Source organism: Pseudomonas sp. LBUM1678, from assembly GCF_059695575.1.
The window spans coordinates 2,012,635-2,030,608 of record NZ_CP166775.1; the positions used below are offsets into that span (position 1 = coordinate 2,012,635).

Consider the following 17,974-nt stretch of genomic DNA (forward strand, 5'->3'; position numbering starts at 1 on the left):
TTCACAGACATCACGAGAGGTGCGTATGCACGATCCGTTTGAACAGTCTTTGCGCGACATGCTGAACGCTTCGCCGTCCACCCGTGACGACGATGCGTGCCTTGGGCGTGTCCTGAAAACCGCCAACCGTCAGGTCGGCGCCGGCGATCTGTTCAGCCTGCTGGGCCGCTGGTTGCCCGCGCTGATGATTGCCCTCAATAACGGCTCGGCCCACGTCTCGCCGGTATCCCGCCACCGTAAACCTACCGTTCGCACCGCTGATAAGGCTGATTGAATATGGAACTTGATCTCTGGACTCAGAGCCTCGTCACTGCAATGACTGCGTTATGGACAAAGGTGGCAAATTTCATTCCGAACCTGTTCGGCGCACTGGTCGTGTTGCTGTTGGGTTTCGTCGTTGCGAAACTTTTGGATACTTTGCTGTCCAAGTTGCTCGCCAAGCTGGGCCTTGATCGCCTGATGGGTGGCACCGGTCTGACTAAATTGCTGTCCCGGGCTGGCCTGCAGGTGCCGATCTCGACACTGATCGGCAAGATTGTCTATTGGTTCGTTCTGCTGATTTTTCTGGTTTCTGCCGCAGAATCCCTTGGGCTTGAGCGAGTTTCGGCTACGCTGGACATGCTTGCGCTGTATCTGCCAAAAGTTTTTGGCGCTGCGCTGGTGCTGCTGGTGGGTGTGTTGCTGGCGCAACTGGCCAATGGGCTGGTGCGTGGTGCCGCAGAGGGTGTAGGGCTGGATTATGCTGCGGGCCTGGGGCGAATTGCCCAGGGCCTGGTGATTATCATCAGTATTTCGGTCGCAATCAGCCAGTTGGAGGTCAAGACTGACCTGCTCAACCACGTGATTGTGATCGTATTGATTACCGTTGGTCTGGCGGTTGCGCTGGCAATGGGATTGGGAAGCCGGGAAATTGCTGGTCAGATTCTTGCGGGAATCTATGTGCGTGAGTTGTATCAGGTTGGGCAACAAGTGCGTGTTGGCGAGGTCGAAGGTCAGATCGAAGAGATCGGCACGGTTAAAACCACATTGCTGACCGATGAGGGTGAGCTAGTCTCTCTCTCCAATCGGATCCTCCTGGAGCAGCATGTGAGTAGCCGCTAACCCGGCAAACCCTGCTAATGTATGCCGCCGCAAAGTGCCCTGTAAGGGTGGCGGCGGACATTGACCTGACTGTCGGCCCGACTTGTTTTGAATAAAGCTCAATCGCTCTCCACGCGCTACGACCCCCGCGAGCTCTCTGATGAGGAGTTGGTCGCGCGCTCGCATACCGAGCTGTTTCACGTAACACGCGCCTATGAAGAACTGATGCGGCGTTACCAACGAACATTATTTAACGTCTGTGCACGATATCTGGGGAACGATCGCGACGCAGACGATGTCTGTCAGGAAGTGATGTTGAAGGTGCTGTATGGCCTGAAGAACTTCGAGGGGAAATCGAAGTTCAAGACGTGGCTCTACAGCATCACGTACAACGAATGCATCACGCAGTATCGGAAAGAACGGCGAAAGCGTCGCTTGATGGATGCTTTGAGTCTGGACCCCCTTGAGGAAGCGTCTGAAGAAAAGATGCCGAAACCCGAGGACAAGGGTGGACTCGATCGCTGGCTGGTGTATGTGAACCCGATTGACCGTGAAATTCTGGTGCTACGATTTGTCGCAGAGCTGGAATTTCAGGAGATCGCAGACATCATGCACATGGGTTTGAGTGCGACAAAAATGCGGTACAAACGTGCTCTAGATAAATTGCGTGAGAAATTTGCAGGCATTGCTGAAACTTAGTTCGGCGCAAATATCTCTTACGTGTAGGCAAGTTCTGATAGACTTGCCGCCGAGTTGTCCCCCGGTTTGCGGGACTGCTTCACAATCACCAGATGGGGATTTAACGGATGAAACTGAAAAACACCTTGGGCTTGGCCATTGGTTCTCTTATTGCTGCCACTTCGTTCGGCGCTCTGGCACAAGGCCAAGGCGCAGTTGAAATCGAAGGCTTCGCTAAGAAAGAACAATTCGACAGCGCTCGTAACTTCAAGAATAACGGCAACCTGTTCGGCGGTTCCGTTGGTTACTTCCTGACCGACGACGTTGAACTGCGTCTGGCTTACGACGAAGTGCACAACGTACGTGCCGATGATGGCAAGAACGTTAAAGGCGCTAACACCGCTCTGGACGCTCTGTACCACTTCAACAACCCAGGTGACATGCTGCGTCCTTACGTCTCTGCCGGTTTCTCGGACCAGAGCATCGACCAGAATGGCAGCAACGGTCGTAACCGTTCCACCTTCGCCAACGTTGGCGGCGGTGCCAAGCTGTACTTCACCGAGAACTTCTACGCTCGTGCTGGCGTTGAAGCTCAATACAACATCGACCAGGGCGACACCGAGTGGGCTCCAAGCGTCGGTATCGGTGTGAACTTCGGTGGCGGCTCCAAGCCTGCTGCTGCTCCAGTTCCAGCACCAGCTGAAGTCTGCTCCGACAGCGACAACGATGGCGTGTGCGACAACGTTGACAAGTGCCCGGACACCCCAGCCAACGTAACTGTTGACGCTGATGGCTGCCCAGCAGTTGCTGAAGTTGTTCGTGTTGAGCTGGACGTGAAATTCGACTTCGACAAGTCGGTAGTCAAGCCTAACAGCTACGGCGACATCAAAAACCTCGCTGATTTCATGAAACAGTACCCATCCACCAGCACTACTGTTGAAGGTCACACTGACTCCGTCGGTCCTGACGCTTACAACCAGAAACTGTCCGAGCGTCGTGCAAACGCCGTTAAGCAAGTTCTGACCAACCAGTACGGTGTTGAATCGTCCCGCGTTCAGTCTGTTGGCTACGGCGAATCCCGCCCAGTTGCTGACAACAAAACTGAAGCTGGTCGCGCTGTAAACCGTCGCGTAGAAGCGCAGGTTGAAGCTAACGCTAAGTAATTAGCAGCAGCTCTGAAAAGCCCGGCTTAGGCCGGGCTTTTCTTTGTCTGCGATTTGGTGAGGGGCTAACAGTCAGGCGCGTTGGCATCCAACATTGATGTCGACGGACAAGTCCACTTCGCGAGCAGGCTCGCTCCCACAGTAAATCGCAGAGCGAGCTGCAACTGCGCCAATCACCAGGATCGCCGGGCTTTTAAGTGCAAAGCTGTGAGCATCTTCTTCCATTGCCGTCAGATCGCTCCGACATTCCCGTTGGTGTGGCAAGGAAGCGTTTTCAATCATGGCCACCGGCGTATCCGCCGCCATCCCCCCAGCCAGCAGTTGCTCGCGTATCTCGCTTAGCTTCGCCACGCCCATGTAAACCACCAGCGTCGTGCCACCCTGGGCCAGGGCCTGCCAGTTCAGGCTGCTGCCATCCTGAGTATGGGCGGTGACCAGCGTCACGCCGCGGGCAACGCCCCTGAGGGTCAACGGAATATCGCATTGGGTCGCACCCGCCAGCCCGGCCGTGATGCCGTTGACCAGCTCAACGTCAACACCGCGCTCGCGCAGCCACTGCGCTTCTTCACCACCGCGGCCGAAGATGCACGGATCGCCGCCCTTGAGCCGCACCACGCATTTGCCGTGGCGGGCATAACGCAGCATCAGGCGATGAATGAAGGCTTGAGGCGTAGAGCGACAGCCGCCGCGCTTGCCTACGGGAATAATCCGCGCGCCCGGGCAATGCTCCAGCACCGCGTCATTAACCAGATCGTCGATCAACACCACATCCGCTTCTCTCAACGCCCGAACCGCCTTGAGGGTCAGTAATTCGGGGTCGCCGGGGCCCGCACCCACCAGCCAGACTTTTGCGCTCATAGTGTTTTCCTCACGAGATGACGGCGATCGGCTGCGCAGTGGCAGCCAGCAGACGCTTGATTTCCGGCACGCAGGAACCGCATTGCGTGCCGCAGCCCAATTCCTGTTTCAGGCCCTGCAAGTCCAGGCCACGGCCAATGCCGGCGCAGACCGCGCTTTGGCTGACGTTTTTGCAGTTGCACAGGGTTTTCGTGCCCGTTTCCGCTGTTGCAGCATTGCCCGGTGGCGCGCTCAGCGGTGCCAGCAGCCAGCGTCGCAGTTGTTCATCGGCACGCCCTTCAAGCCAAAGGTTTTGCAGCCAGTGCTGTGCGAGGGTTTCGCCGGCCAGGCGAATCGCGGTGATCCGGCCGTTCTCGATCCGCACGCGTTTGCCGATGGAGCGCCGTGGGTCGTCGTAGGCCAGTACCGGGCCGTCGCTGAGCCCCAGGCATTGATCGATGTCACGCAGCAGTTGCGCGTCAGGCGCGACGGCGCTGGCAGCGCGTATCAGCAGCGCAGGGCGCTCGCGGCCGATCAGGCTGAGGCTGGCGTAGGAAAACGCCTCACAGAGCGGTCGTAGCGTCTCGAAATGTTGTTGAACATTGCCCTCTATCAAAACAAATAGCTGCCACGGCAGTTGCACAGGCTCGAGTCGCACGCCGCTGTGTTTGAGTTCCGGTTGTTTCGACAGTGGATCGAAGGCGGGCAGGGTGAGGGTATTCACGCCGCCCTTGAGAAAGCGGTCACCAAAATGCATCGGCAGAAAGGCCTGGCCGGGCCGTACGCTGTCGTCGCTGGCGACCGGCACGATCACCGCGCCGCGACGACTTTTCAGGCTGATCAAGTCGCCGGGTTGCAAACGATGCCGACGCAGTTCATCCGGGTGCAGGCTCAACACGGCTTCGCTGACGTGACCGAACAGCTGCGCGGCGGTACCGGTGCGGCTCATGCCGTGCCATTGATCGCGCAGACGCCCGGTGATCAAGGTCAGAGGAAAGCGTGCGTCGCGTTGTTCTTTGGCCGCGCGATACGGATCAGCCACAAACTGAGCGCGTCCGCTGGAGGTCGGGAAAATACCGTCCAGATACAGGCGGGCTGTGCCTTTGCTGGCGCCAATGGGGAAGGGCCATTGCTGAGGACCAAGGTGGTCGATCAGCTCGTGGCTGATGCCGGAAAGGTCCAGATCACGCCCTCGGGTCAGGTGTTTGTATTCGTCGAAAACCTGCGCAGGCGTTTCAAAGGCAAACAGGCTGTTTTGCCCGGGGCGCAGATGTTTTTCCAGGCGTTGTGCGAAATCAACCGTGATCGCCCAGTCGGCGCGTGCTTCACCGGGTGCGACGATGGCTCGGCGGACGTGGGAAATGCGCCGTTCGGAGTTGGTCACCGTGCCGTCCTTTTCGCCCCAACTGGCGGCGGGCAACAGCAGGTCGGCGAACGCGGCGGTTTCGGTGGTGCGAAAGGCTTCCTGCAACACCACGAACGGGCAGGCTTCCAGTGCGGCGCGCACGGCGGTCTGGTCCGGCAGCGATTGGGCAGGGTTGGTGCAGGCGATCCACAGGGCTTTGATTTTTCCGCTACGAACCTGCTCAAACAGCTCGATCGCGGTGAGCCCGGTGTGTTCGGGCAGTTGATCAACGCCCCAATAGGCCGCCACTTCCGCGCGATGCTCGGCATTGGCCGCTTCGCGATGGCCCGGCAGCAGGTTCGACAGACTGCCGGTTTCCCGTCCGCCCATGGCATTTGGCTGGCCGGTCAGGGAGAAAGGTCCTGCACCGGGACGGCCGATTTGCCCGGTGGCCAAGTGCAGATTGATCAGCGCACTGTTTTTCGCGCTGCCGGCAGTGGACTGGTTCAACCCCATGCACCACAGCGACAGAAAACTCTTGGAGGTGCCGACCCATTCAGCGCACTCCTGCAATTGCTCGACGCTGATCCCGCACAGCTGCGACACCATTTGCGGCGTGTAATCACGCACCAGGTTCTTCAGCTCGGCCAGGCCTTCGGTGTGAGCCTGGATGAAGTCGCGGTCGATCCAGTCTTCCCACAGCAGCAGGTGCAGAATCCCATGGAACAAGGCGACATCGGTCCCGGGAAGAATCGCCAGGTGCAGGTCAGCCAAATCGCAGGTGTCTGTACGACGTGGGTCAACGACGATGACTTTCATCTGTGGGCGGCGGGATCTGGCTTCTTCCAGGCGACGAAACAGTACCGGATGGGCGTAGGCCATGTTACTGCCGACGATCATCACGCAGTCGCTCAACTCCAGGTCTTCGTAGCTGCACGGTGGTGCATCGGCCCCCAGGCTGCGTTTGTAGCCGACCACCGCTGACGACATGCACAGCCGCGAATTGCTGTCGATGTTGTTGGTGCCCACCAACGCCCGCGCCAGTTTGTTGAAGGCGTAATAGTCCTCGGTCAGCAACTGCCCGGAAATATAGAACGCCACGCTGTCCGGGCCGTGTTCGGCGATGGTTTGGGCGAAGACATGGGTCGCGTGATCGAGGGCGGTGTCCCAGTCGGTGCGGCTGCGAGCCAGACCTTTGCCAAGGCGCAATTCGGGGTACATCGCTCGCGCGGTCAAGTCGCCCGTCAGGTGCAGGGTAGAGCCTTTGCTGCACAACTTGCCGAAGTTGGCCGGGTGGCTCGGGTCGCCGCTGACGCCGAGGATGCGCTCGCCGTCATGCTCGATCAGCACGCCGCAGCCGACCCCGCAGTAGCAGCAGGTGGAAGCGGTGATCTGGTTCATCAGCTTGCTTCCCGACCTGAGTGTCCTGCGTCTCCGAGGGCCTGCTCCATAAACGAAGAGCTGCCAAACATGAGGTGATCACGGATCTCGCCGATGGCGTGATTCTCACGGATCTGCCGGAAATACCAACCGCCATCTTCCGTATCGCCATACAGACAGGCGCCGACCAGCACGTCATCTTTGATCACCAGTTTTTTGTAGATCCCGCCGATCGGGTCGGAGAGGGTGATGGTCTCGGTGCCTTCGCCGCCCATGAAGTCTCCGGCGGAAAACAGGTCGATGCCGGTGACTTTCAGTTTGGTCGACGTCACCGAACCCTTGTAGGTGGCAAAGCCCAGTTGCGCGAGGTGGTTGGCGCAGACCTTGGCTTGCTCGAACAGCGGCGCGACCAGACCGTAGGCGGTGCCACGGTGGCTGGCGCATTCGCCGATGGCATAGACCCGAGGGTCGTAGGTTTGCATCGTGTCATTGACCAGAATCCCGCGATTGCAGGGGATGCCGGATTTTTCTGCCAGTTCGGTGCTTGGGCGAATACCGGCGGCCATCACCACCAGGTCGGCGGGGATGATGTCGCCGTTCTTGAATTCAACCGTACCGACCCGGCCGTTGCCGGCGTCGTGCAGGGCCTGAGTCTGTTCACTCAGACGAAAATGCAGGCCGCGGGCTTCCAAGGCGGTTTGCAGGAGCTGACCACTGGTTTTATCCAGTTGCCGTTCCAGTAACCATTCGCCGATGTGCACCACGGTGACGTGCATGCCGCGCAGCATCAGGCCGTTCGCGGCTTCGAGGCCGAGCAGGCCGCCACCGATCACCACGGCGTGCTTGTGGGTTTTCGCGGTGTTGATCATGACCTGGGTGTCGGCGATGTCGCGATAGCCGATCACGCCCTGCAAGGTGTTGCCGGGAATCGGCAGGATGAACGGCGTCGAGCCGGTGGCGATCAGCAGGCGATCGTATTCGGCCTCGGTACCGTCTTCGGCGATGACGCGGCGTTTGACCCGGTCTATCTCCACCACTTTGCGGTTGAGCAGTAACTTGATGTGATTGTCCAGGTACCAGTCGAGATCGTTGAGCACGATCTCTTCAAAAGTGTGCTCACCGGCCAGGACCGGCGACAGCAGGATGCGGTTGTAGTTGGTATGGGGTTCGGCGCCGAAGACGGTGATGTCGTACAGCTCATTGCTCAGTTTGAGCAGTTCTTCCAGGGTACGGACCCCGGCCATGCCGTTGCCGATCATCACCAGTTTTAGTTTTTTCATCAGGTTCTCCGGGGAGCTCGGACCCGCCTCATCAGGGCTTTCAGGTCTTGCTCGACATATTTGCGCAAACAAAAAAAGGCGTCCCGCTAGTTGCCTAGCGAGGACGCCTTTGTCCTGGTCCCGTTCTCTCGGGAAGCGCATCCTTCGTCGTTGAAGGCTGGGCTTTATGTCTGTTGGGAGAGGTAATGCAGTGGTTGTGCCAAGTGCTTCAGGTTCCCGGATTTGTAGGGTTTTGTCGCGGTCTCGGCATTTAGTGGGAACGCATTTGCACCGTTTAAATGCACGTTGCCCGCAATTGGCGCGGTTTCTGTAGCAGCTGCCGAGTTGCGCGAGGCTGCGTTCGGCGACGCAGTCGTCGTGAAATCAGCCCCTGCGGTGCGTCAGGAAAGCCGCATTCGCAGGGTTTACGACGACTGCGTCGCCGAACGCAGCCTCGCGCAACTCGGCAGCTGCTACAGGGGTTCAAGGTCAGCCATGAAATACCAAGACCAATAGCACCAGATTCACCACCAACGAAACCAGTGCCAACGTCCGCCATACCTTCAACGGCTCGCGCTCCAGCAACGGTCTGGGCCGCACACTCAAACTGCGCCGCTCACCCTGTTCCAACAGCAGCAACCATTCTTCCGCCGTTTCAAAGCGCTGACCCGGATCCGCTGCCACCGCGCGCTCCAGGCTTTGGGCGATCCAGTCCGGCAGGTCGGGGCGGTAGCGGCTGGCACTGACGGGCACACCAAACCGTGGACGCTGGAAGGCTTCGATTTCGCCGTAGGGATAATGCCCGGTCAGCAGGAAATAAAGGGTCACGCCGACGGCATACAAGTCCTGCTGCGGCGTCGGTGCGTCACCGCGAAAGGCTTCCGGTGCGATATAGCTCGGTGTTCCGGGCAGGGCCGTGGGCTGATCTTCGGACAGACCGGGGCAGTAGGCGAGGCCGAAATCCAGCAGGCGCAATTCGCCGTCGTCGCACAGCAACAGGTTTTCCGGTTTGATATCGCGATGAAGAATCTGCCGGCGATGCAGCATGCCGACCGCCTTCAGCAGGCGCTCGGCCAAATCCTGCCATTGCGCCAGCGGCAGCGCTGCGACCTGTTCGTGCAACTCCGCCAGAGTAGAACCGGAATATTCGCGCATCACGTAGTACAAATGCTGACGCTGACTGGCGGCATGGACTTCAGGAAAATGCCGGCCGGCCACGCGCTTGAGAAACCATTCCTCCGACAGCAATGCCTGCCCGGCAAGGTGATCGTCGCGCAGCGCAGCGGGCAAGGTTTTCAGCAGCCAGGGTTGTTGTTGGCTGTCGCGAACCCGATAGAGCAGCGACTGCTGGCTCTGGCCAAGAATCCCTTCGACCTGCCAACCCTCGAACACCTGACCCGGTTTCAGTGCGGGCGGCAGCGGCCATTGCTGCAGATGAATCAGCGCATCGCCGATGTTCGTTTCACCGAGGGCATCGACCCGCACCAGCAGGGCGCTGGCATTGTCCTGGCTGCCGGCCAGATGCGCTGCGCTGACCAGGGTTTGCGCAGCGCTGTGCAGGTCCGGTTGATCGCGCAGAATCGCCGCAATGGCCGTGTCGCCCAACACAGCCCAGATACCGTCGCTGAGCAGCACGAAACTTTCGTTTAACCGCAACTCGCCATCGAGAAAATCCAGGACCAAATGCTGATCGAGCCCCAGCGCCCGTTTGAGTACATGTTGCATGCCCGGCTGGTCCCAGACGTGATCCTCGCTGACCCGTTGCAAGGTGTCGGCGTGCCAGCGATACACCCGGCAATCTCCGACATGGGCCAAGGTAAAGCGCCTACCGCGCATGACCAAGGCACTGACCGTTGTGAGCAGCGGTTGCCCACCGCCATTGGCCTGCAGCCAGCGATTCTGCGCCAATAGCAGGCGATCCAGCGCCTGCGCGACACCCCAGGTTTCCGGGGTGGCGTAATAGTCCAGCGCCAGGGCCTGCAAGGTCGAACGGGCGGCGAGCCCGCCGTCGGCGCACTGGCTGACCCCGTCGGCGATGGCGAACAGGTAACCCTTGCTCGCCGCCAGCGCCGGGGCCGGAGTGACCAGGCGCAGGGCGTCCTGATTTTCCTCGCGAGGGCCGATGGCGCTCGCTTCGGCAAAGCTCAGTTGCAGGCTCATTAAGGCCTCAGACCCGAGCAGCGGTCACAGCGGCCGAACCCCAGGTGGTTCTCCAGCGACGTTTCACCCCGTGCAGACCGAACCAGGCGAGTACGCCGAGGCTGGCGAACAACCACAAGGCCAGTTGATAGCTGCCGGTGCTTTGTTTGATTGCACCCATGCCTGCCGCCAGGGCGAAACCACCGATGCCGCCGGCCATGCCGATCAAACCGGTCATCACGCCGATCTCCCGACGAAAACGTTGCGGGACCAGTTGGAAAACTGCGCCGTTACCCGCACCCAAACCGAGCATGGTGCAGACGAAAAGCGCCAGTGCCGCGTAGGAACTCGGCAGGTTGAAACCCACTGCCGCAATGCAGACCGCTGCGACCGTGTACATCCCCAGCAACGTGCGAATCCCGCCGAAACGGTCGGCCAGCGCGCCGCCCAATGGACGCATCAGGCTGCCGCCGAACACGCAGGCCGCGGTGTAGTAGCCGGCGGTCACTGGGCTCAGGCCGTATTGGTCGTTGAAGTAGCCGGGCAGGGCGCTGGCCAGGCCGATGAAGCCGCCGAAGGTCACGCTGTAGAAAAACATGAACCACCAACTGTCGCGGTCGCCCAATGCCTTCAAGTAGTCGGACATGGACTTGGCTTTCGGCCGCTCAGGGGCGTTTTTGGCCAGCCAGGCGAACACGATAATGGTCAGGATCAGCGGGATCAGGGCGAAACCGAACACGTTGCTCCAGCCAACTGCGGCCGCCAGCACCGGGGCGATCAATGCGGCGAGCACGGTGCCCGAGTTGCCGGCACCGGCGATGCCCAGGGCTTTGCCTTGATGCTGTGGCGGATACCACTGCGAGGCCAGCGGCAGCGCGACGGCGAACGACGCACCGGCCATGCCGAGGAACAGGCCCAGCACCAGCGCTTGCTCGTAGCTGTGGATGCCGAGTTTCCAGGCACCGAACAGCGCACAGATCACGATCACCTGGCCGATCAGCCCGGCGGTTTTCGGCGACAGGCGATCAGCCAGTAAGCCCATGACGAAGCGCAGCACGGCACCGGCCAGAATCGGCGTGGCCACCACCAGCCCGCGCTGTTGGGTGGTCAGGTGCAGGTCGGCGGCGATCTGCACCGCCAGGGGGCCGAGCAGGTACCAGACCATGAAACTCAGGTCGAAATAGAGGAACGCTGCGAACAACGTCGGCTTGTGACCGGATTTCCAGAAGCTTGAATTCATCGCGCACCTCAGCTGTAGGGAGTCTCGAGAAGGAGTCAGGAGCTTGCAGGTGGGGCGCCGCCTCGGCCGCACCACCGGCCCCGATCGCCGGGGCCAAAACGAAAAAACGCCGCCACCCGATTCGCCTTGGGCAAATGAGGTGAGCGACGTCTTTGTCGTAGGTGGGGCAACCGCCGTTGGTTACCTGTGTGGATTACATAGCCAGATCTGTGCCAACACCTGGGAGTGGGGGGCAAAGGAGATTGCTGTGGCGAGGGAGCTTGCTCCCGCTCGGCTGCGAAGCAGTCGCAAACCCTGCAACCGTATAGTGTCTGATTCACCGAGATGGCTGGTTTTGGGTCCGCTTCGCAGCCCAGCGGGAGCAAGCTCCCTCGCCACGGGGGGATGGAGTCAGCCAAGCAACTCACTCATGGCAATAATCTGCTCCGCCACCTGAATCAGCTTCTGCTGCCGGCTCATGGCCTGTCGGCGCATCAGGGTGTAGGCCTCTTCTTCATTGCAGTCCTTCATTTTCATCAGCAGTCCCTTGGCCAGCTCGATGCGCTTGCGCTCGGCCAGTTGCTGGTCGCGGGCGTTAAGTTGGGCGCGCAGGGCCTGGTCGCTTTCAAAGCGGGCCATGGCCACGTCGAGAATCGGCTGCAAGCGTTGTGCATGAATGCCTTCGACGATATAGGCACTGACCCCGGACTTGATCGCCTGGCGCATCACATCAGGGTCGTGTTCATCGGTAAACATCACAATCGGCCGTGGCTGGTCGCGGCTCACGAGCACCACTTGCTCCATCACATCGCGGCTCGGTGACTCGGTATCGATCAGGATCACGTCCGGACGCACCGTTTCGACGCGCGCGGGCAGGTCGATGGTCAGGCCGGATTCGTCGATGACCTCGAACCCGGCCTCGGTCAGGGCCGCTTTCAGGCGACCGACTTTCTTCGCAGTGTCGTTGATCAGCAGGATACGCAACATATTCGCAGTCTCCTGTCAGCGGCTGGCGATTCGGTGCGAGCTTTCGCTCATGGCGTGCAGCTTGAAACTGCGGGCATAGCCGGTCGGGTCGGAGCCATCCCAGATTTTGCCGTCGATCAATTGGCTACTGCGCATGTCCTGGCCCGGGGCGACAACGCCGACGGCGCTGGCGGCCTCACGGTACAAGTCTAGTTGTTGGACCTGACGGGCCACGCCGAGGTAGTCCGGGTCGTCGCGCAACAAGCCCCAGCGGCGGAACTGGGTCATGAACCACATGCCGTCGGACAAGTACGGCACATTGACCTCGCCGTCCGCATGGAAACGCAGCGCGTGCGGGTCCTGCCAACGATTACCCAGGCCATCGGCGTAGTCGCCGAGCAAGCGCGGTTCGATGCAATCGAGCGGCGCATCGAGGTATTCGGGCGCACTCAGGAGCTTCGCAGTGCTACGGCGGTTTTCGCTGCTGTCCTCGATGAAGCGACTGGCTTCGAGGATCGCCATCACCAGCGCCCGGGCGGTGTTGGGGTATTGCTCGACAAAGGCGCGGGTGCAGCCGAGGACTTTTTCCGGGTGATCGGGCCAGATGGTCTGGCTCGTCGCCATCGTGAAACCCAGATCCTGCTTCACCGCGCTGGCGGACCACGGCTCGCCGACGCAGAAACCATCGATGCGCCCGGCTTGCAGGTGCGCGACCATCTGCGGCGGCGGCACCACCACGCTGTCGACGTCCTGCAACGGATGAATGCCTTGGCTTGCCAGCCAGTAATACAGCCACATGGCGTGGGTGCCGGTGGGAAATGTCTGGGCGAAGGTCAGTTTTGGGCGACTTTGGTGCACGTGCAGGTCCAGTGCTTCAGGACTGGTCACCCCCAGCGCTTGCAAGCCGTGAGAAAGATTGATGCTCTGGCCGTTCTGGTTCAGGCCCATGAGCACTGCCATGTCGGTCGACGCCACGCCACCGATGCCCAGGTGCACGGCGTAAATCAGACCGTACAAGCTGTGGGCGGCGTCGAGTTCGCCGCTGACCAGTTTGTCTCGCAGGTTGGCCCAGGACGACTGGCGCTTGAGGTTCAGGGTCAGGCCATAAGGCTGTGCAAAACCCTGCGTGGCCGCGACCACCACCGAGGCGCAGTCACTCAGGGCCATGAAGCCAAGATTTATTTCGGTCTTTTCCGGGGCATCGCTGCCATTGACCCAGGCCAACGGGCCCGCTGTGGTTTCATTCATGGCTAAAACACCTTCCAAAAATAAGCGCCGTACCGGGCTGCTTGCCAGGGCAAGGCCAAGTGACGACGCCTTTGTCTTTCGACTCATCCCGTCGTTGGCATGAGTGCTGATGCCAGTGATGGTGCAAGGCATATGCCATCGCCCGCTGATTTTGTTGCGCGCCTCGCTTGCGACCGCGATGCCCGGCTATAATCGCCGCCTCATTTCGCCGCCATTCGAGTCAACACCGCCCATGTACACCCTGGCCCGTCAGCTGTTGTTCAAACTTTCCCCGGAAACCTCCCACGATCTGTCCCTGGACCTGATCGGCGCGGGCGGGCGTTTGGGCCTCAACGGCTTGCTGTGCAAGGCGCCGGCGAAAATGCCGGTGAACGTCATGGGGCTGGAGTTTCCGAACCCGGTAGGTTTGGCGGCCGGTCTGGACAAGAACGGCGCGGCCATCGACGGTTTCGCCCAACTGGGTTTCGGCTTTGTCGAAATCGGCACCATCACCCCGCGTCCGCAGCCGGGCAACCCGAAACCACGGATTTTCCGTCTGCCGGATGCCGAGGCGATCATCAACCGCATGGGTTTCAACAATCTCGGCGTCGATCACCTGCTGGCCCGCGTGGCGGCGGCCAAGTACAAGGGCGTGCTGGGCATCAACATCGGCAAGAACTTCGATACACCGGTTGAACGCGCGGTCGACGATTACCTGATCTGCCTGGACAAGGTCTACGCCCACGCCAGCTACGTGACGGTCAACGTCAGCTCGCCGAACACCCCGGGCCTGCGCAGCCTGCAATTCGGCGATTCGCTCAAGCAATTGCTGGCCGATCTGGCGACCCGTCGCGCAGAACTGGCGTTGCGCCATGGCAAACATGTCCCGCTGGCGATCAAGATCGCGCCGGACATGACCGACGAAGAAACCGCGCAGGTCGCGCAGGCGTTGATCGAAACCGGGATGGATGCGGTGATTGCCACCAACACCACCCTGAGCCGCGTGGGCGTTGAAGGCATGGAGCACGGTGACGAGGCGGGCGGTCTGTCCGGCGCACCGGTTCGCGACAAGAGCACTCACACCGTTAAGGTACTGGCGGCGGAATTGGCTGGTCGCTTGCCGATCATCGCCGTGGGCGGCATCACCGAAGGCAAACACGCGGCCGAGAAAATCGCCGCGGGTGCGAGCCTGGTGCAGCTCTATTCCGGCTTCATCTACAAAGGCCCGGCGTTGATTCGCGAGTCCGTCGACGCCATCGCCGCCCTGCGCTGAGTTGTAGCAGCTGCCGAGCACCGCGAGGCTGCGTTCGGCTGCGCAGCAGTCGTAAAACCTGATGCATGGTGTATCAGCAAGATCGCGGTGCCTGATTTTACGACTGCTGCGCAGCCGAACGCAGCCTCGCGGTGCTCGGCAGCTGCTACAGGGGAATTGTGTAGGCCAAAAGCAGGCATAAAAAAGGGCTCCTCGAAGGAGCCCCTGGGCCGGAGCCCGCCGCCCGGATGGGGCGTGCGTGGTAAGTCGTTACGTAATCAGATTGTCGTGTCGGAGTGTTGTGCCCTGTGTTTAGCCGACGGCGTGAAGTTCGTTGAGTCTATGGATTCCCGCAGTGCCGGTCATACCGTCCCAATTGTCGCCGCGTCCTTCTCGCCAGCCGTTAATCCAGGCTTGACGTACCGACGGTAGAGTAAATGGGCAAAGCTCACGGGATTTGCCACCAACGCCATATTGATATCCGCGCAAAAATGCTCTTTCCAACGGATCACGCTTAAGTCTTCTCATAGGGTGTTGCCCTCACTTGTTGACTGTATTTATCGCGTTGACCTCAACTGAGGTCTGGCAGAAGAAATCCTGCCGTTGGGGCTCGCTGCCGGCGTCGCGAGCCAAGGTGTTGACGCCGTTGCGACGTCAACCTGTGTTGAGTTCTAACCAATGCGTCACATCGAGGGAATGATCGTTTTGTCATAAGAACGTAACCAGAAAGATGCTAAGGCCATAAGTAACGCGATGTTTGTCCCATGTTTATTGGCCAAAGCCCTGTATGATCGGCCCCCCGCAGGATGATGGGGTTAATCCTTTAGTGAGAATGGCTCCTGTTGAGCAGGAGGACTATTCGACGAAGGGTCGACTTATGACATTTTGTTGCATCAACTTTTTTATCTGCCTGTGCATCTAAGCTCTTCTAACCTGAGCAGCACGGGTGGGACGGCACACCTTCGTGCCACGCGGGCGCTCTTTTAGAAAAGCGCCTGATTGAAAACCGGGCCGGCAATGCGTTGCCGGTTCACTTAGCTAAAGGCTTTGAAATTCCAATGTCCGATCAATTCGAAATCTTCCTCACTTGCCCAAAAGGCCTTGAAGGCCTGCTCATCGAGGAAGCCGTCGGGCTTGGCCTTGAAGAAGCGCGTGAGCACACCTCTGCCGTGCGCGGCATGGCCACCATGGAAACCGCTTATCGCCTGTGCCTGTGGTCGCGTCTGGCGAACCGGGTGCTGCTGGTGCTCAAGCGGTTCCCGATGAAGGACGCCGAAGACCTGTACCACGGTGTGCTCGATATCGAGTGGCAAGACCACATGCTCAACGACGGCACCCTGGCCGTCGAGTTCAGCGGCCACGGCTCGGGCATCGACAACACTCACTTCGGCGCCCTGAAAGTCAAAGACGCCATTGTCGACAAACTGCGCACCCCTCAAGGCGACCGTCCGTCCATCGACAAGCTCAACCCGGACCTGCGCATTCACCTGCGCCTGGACCGTGGTGAAGCGATCCTCTCGCTCGACCTCTCCGGCCACAGCCTGCACCAGCGCGGTTATCGCTTGCAGCAGGGCGCGGCGCCGCTGAAGGAAAACCTCGCGGCCGCCATCCTGATCCGTTCCGGCTGGCCACGTATCGCGGCCGATGGCGGCGCACTGGCTGACCCGATGTGCGGTGTTGGTACGTTCCTCGTCGAAGCGGCGATGATCGCCGCCGATATGGCGCCGAACCTGCGTCGCGAGCAGTGGGGCTTCACCGCCTGGCTCGGTCACGTCCCGGCGCTGTGGAAAAAGCTCCACGAAGAAGCCACCGAACGGGCCGCTGCCGGTCTGGCCAAGCCACCGCTGTGGATTCGTGGTTACGAAGCTGACCCGCGCCTGATTCAACCGGGCCGCAACAACGTTGAACGCGCCGGCCTGAGCGAGTGGATCAAAATCTACCAAGGCGAAGTCGGCACCTTCGAGCCGCGTCCGGACCAGAACCAGAAAGGCCTGGTGATCTGCAACCCGCCGTACGGCGAGCGTCTGGGCGACGAGGCGAGTTTGCTCTACCTCTACCAGAACCTTGGCGAGCGTCTGCGTCAGGCGTGCCTGAACTGGGAAGCGGCGGTGTTCACCGGCGCGCCGGACCTGGGCAAGCGCATGGGCATCCGCAGCCACAAACAGTATTCGTTCTGGAACGGCGCCTTGCCGTGCAAATTGCTGTTGATCAAAGTCACGCCGGACCAGTTCGTCACCGGCGAGCGCCGCACCCCGGAACAGCGTCAGATCGAGCGTGAACAAGTTCAAGCTGAAGTCGAAGTCGCCGACAACGATGTCGCGCCGGGCAAGTACGAGAAGTACAACAAGAATGGCAACCCGATCAAACCGGCCCCGGTGGTGATCGAGCAACCGCGCTTGAGCGAAGGCGGGCAGATGTTTGCCAACCGCCTGCAAAAGAATCTCAAGGCTCTGGGCAAGTGGGTCAAGCGTGAAGGCATCGACTGCTACCGCGTCTACGATGCTGACATGCCGGAATATTCCATGGCCATCGACCTGTATCAGGATTGGGTCCACGTCCAGGAATACGCCGCGCCGAAATCCATCGACCCGGAAAAAGCCTCGGCGCGCATGTTTGACGCCTTGGCGGCCATTCCCCAAGCCTTGAACATCGACAAGAGCCGCGTGGTGGTCAAGCGCCGCGAGCGTCAGAGCGGCACCAAGCAATACGAACGCCAAGCGGCGCAGGGCAAGTTCGTCGAGGTCAACGAAGGTGGCGTCAAGCTGCTGGTCAATCTCACCGACTACCTCGACACCGGTCTGTTCCTCGACCACCGTCCAATGCGCATGCGCATCCAGAAAGAGGCGGCCGGCAAACGCTTCCTCAACCTGTATTCCTACACCGCGACGGCCAGCGTTCACGCGGCCAAGGGCGGCGCACGCAGCACCACCAGCGTCGACTTGTCGAAAACCTACCTGGACTGGGCGCGTCGCAACTTGTCGCTGAACGGTTTCTCCGACAAGAACCGTCTGGAGCAGGGTGACGTGATGGCGTGGCTCGATGCCTGCCGTGACGAGTACGACCTGATCTTCATCGATCCGCCGACGTTCTCCAACTCCAAGCGCATGGAAGGGATCTTCGACGTGCAGCGCGATCAGGTGCAGTTGATCGACCTGGCCATGGCGCGTCTGGCGCCGGGCGGCGTATTGTACTTCTCCAACAACTTCCGCAAGTTCACGCTCGAGGAGAACCTCACCGCGCGTTATGCCGTTGAAGAAATCACCGCACAGACCATCGATCCGGATTTCGCCCGTAATGGCAAGATCCACCGCGCCTGGAAAATCACCGCCCGTTGACAGATAAATGATTGGATCCACAGAGCCTTGATTTTTAAAGGCTCTTGGCTTCTTTCTGTGCTGGTCAAATTAGTGGCTAATAGCTATAACTCAA

The 17,974-nt window shown here is 60.2% G+C and carries 13 protein-coding genes and 1 pseudogene; 6 read left to right on the plus strand and 8 right to left on the minus strand.

Annotation, left to right across the window (positions count from 1 at the left end; all coding sequences use genetic code 11):
* The first annotated feature begins 25 nt into the window (after positions 1–25).
* From ACA070_RS09160 to ACA070_RS09175, 4 genes are all read left to right on the plus strand, one after another.
* Positions 26–274 (plus strand): hypothetical protein, encoded by a 249-nt coding sequence (locus ACA070_RS09160; RefSeq protein ID WP_007944521.1) that lies wholly within the window; start codon positions 26–28, stop codon positions 272–274.
* A 2-nt stretch (positions 275–276) separates the two neighbouring features.
* Positions 277–1,101 carry a mechanosensitive ion channel family protein gene (locus ACA070_RS09165; RefSeq protein ID WP_008027407.1) on the plus strand — a complete coding sequence of 275 codons (825 nt, stop codon included), beginning with the start codon at positions 277–279 and terminating at the stop codon, positions 1,099–1,101.
* A gap of 87 nt (positions 1,102–1,188) precedes the next feature.
* Positions 1,189–1,779: an RNA polymerase sigma factor SigX gene (gene sigX / locus ACA070_RS09170; protein ID WP_131062998.1), complete on the plus strand. Its 591-nt coding sequence runs from the start codon at positions 1,189–1,191 to the stop codon at positions 1,777–1,779.
* 107 nt (positions 1,780–1,886) lie between these two features.
* Complete coding sequence (locus ACA070_RS09175; protein WP_497450861.1) at positions 1,887–2,921, plus strand: OmpA family protein; 1,035 nt, start codon at positions 1,887–1,889, stop codon at positions 2,919–2,921.
* Positions 2,922–2,993: 72 nt separating this feature from the next.
* Here the strand turns inward: ACA070_RS09175 and cobA are convergent, their stop codons facing one another.
* The 7 genes and pseudogenes from cobA to ACA070_RS09210 form a co-directional block, all read right to left on the minus strand.
* Positions 2,994–3,779 (minus strand): uroporphyrinogen-III C-methyltransferase, encoded by a 786-nt coding sequence (gene cobA, locus ACA070_RS09180; RefSeq protein ID WP_497450862.1) that lies wholly within the window; start codon positions 3,777–3,779, stop codon positions 2,994–2,996.
* Positions 3,780–3,789: 10 nt separating this feature from the next.
* Complete coding sequence (locus ACA070_RS09185; protein WP_497450863.1) at positions 3,790–6,504, minus strand: nitrate reductase; 2,715 nt, start codon at positions 6,502–6,504, stop codon at positions 3,790–3,792.
* Positions 6,505–6,506: 2 nt separating this feature from the next.
* Positions 6,507–7,763 (minus strand): annotated as a pseudogene (locus ACA070_RS09190) (NAD(P)/FAD-dependent oxidoreductase); the annotation flags it as partial.
* A 468-nt stretch (positions 7,764–8,231) separates the two neighbouring features.
* Complete coding sequence (locus ACA070_RS09195; RefSeq protein WP_497450864.1) at positions 8,232–9,902, minus strand: bifunctional protein-serine/threonine kinase/phosphatase; 1,671 nt, start codon at positions 9,900–9,902, stop codon at positions 8,232–8,234.
* 7 nt (positions 9,903–9,909) lie between these two features.
* Positions 9,910–11,121 (minus strand): nitrate/nitrite transporter, encoded by a 1,212-nt coding sequence (locus tag ACA070_RS09200; protein WP_131060002.1) that lies wholly within the window; start codon positions 11,119–11,121, stop codon positions 9,910–9,912.
* A 390-nt stretch (positions 11,122–11,511) separates the two neighbouring features.
* Entirely contained in the window at positions 11,512–12,087 is a 576-nt protein-coding gene (locus tag ACA070_RS09205) for an ANTAR domain-containing response regulator (protein WP_008146285.1), read from the minus strand.
* Positions 12,088–12,102: 15 nt separating this feature from the next.
* Complete coding sequence (locus tag ACA070_RS09210) at positions 12,103–13,314, minus strand: CmpA/NrtA family ABC transporter substrate-binding protein (protein ID WP_497450865.1); 1,212 nt, start codon at positions 13,312–13,314, stop codon at positions 12,103–12,105.
* 232 nt (positions 13,315–13,546) lie between these two features.
* Here ACA070_RS09210 and ACA070_RS09215 point away from each other — a divergent pair, with 232 nt between their 5' ends.
* On the plus strand, positions 13,547–14,566 hold the full coding sequence (locus ACA070_RS09215; RefSeq protein WP_131060000.1) for a quinone-dependent dihydroorotate dehydrogenase: 1,020 nt from the start codon (positions 13,547–13,549) through the stop codon (positions 14,564–14,566).
* A gap of 291 nt (positions 14,567–14,857) precedes the next feature.
* On the opposite strand, the gene rmf is transcribed toward ACA070_RS09215, so the two are convergent.
* Positions 14,858–15,073 (minus strand): ribosome modulation factor, encoded by a 216-nt coding sequence (gene rmf, locus ACA070_RS09220; protein ID WP_003223300.1) that lies wholly within the window; start codon positions 15,071–15,073, stop codon positions 14,858–14,860.
* 530 nt (positions 15,074–15,603) lie between these two features.
* Between rmf and rlmKL the strand changes: the two genes are divergently transcribed.
* A complete protein-coding gene (rlmKL, locus tag ACA070_RS09225) occupies positions 15,604–17,880 on the plus strand; it encodes a bifunctional 23S rRNA (guanine(2069)-N(7))-methyltransferase RlmK/23S rRNA (guanine(2445)-N(2))-methyltransferase RlmL (protein ID WP_497450866.1) in 2,277 nt (758 codons plus the stop codon).
* Positions 17,881–17,974 lie beyond the last annotated feature (94 nt).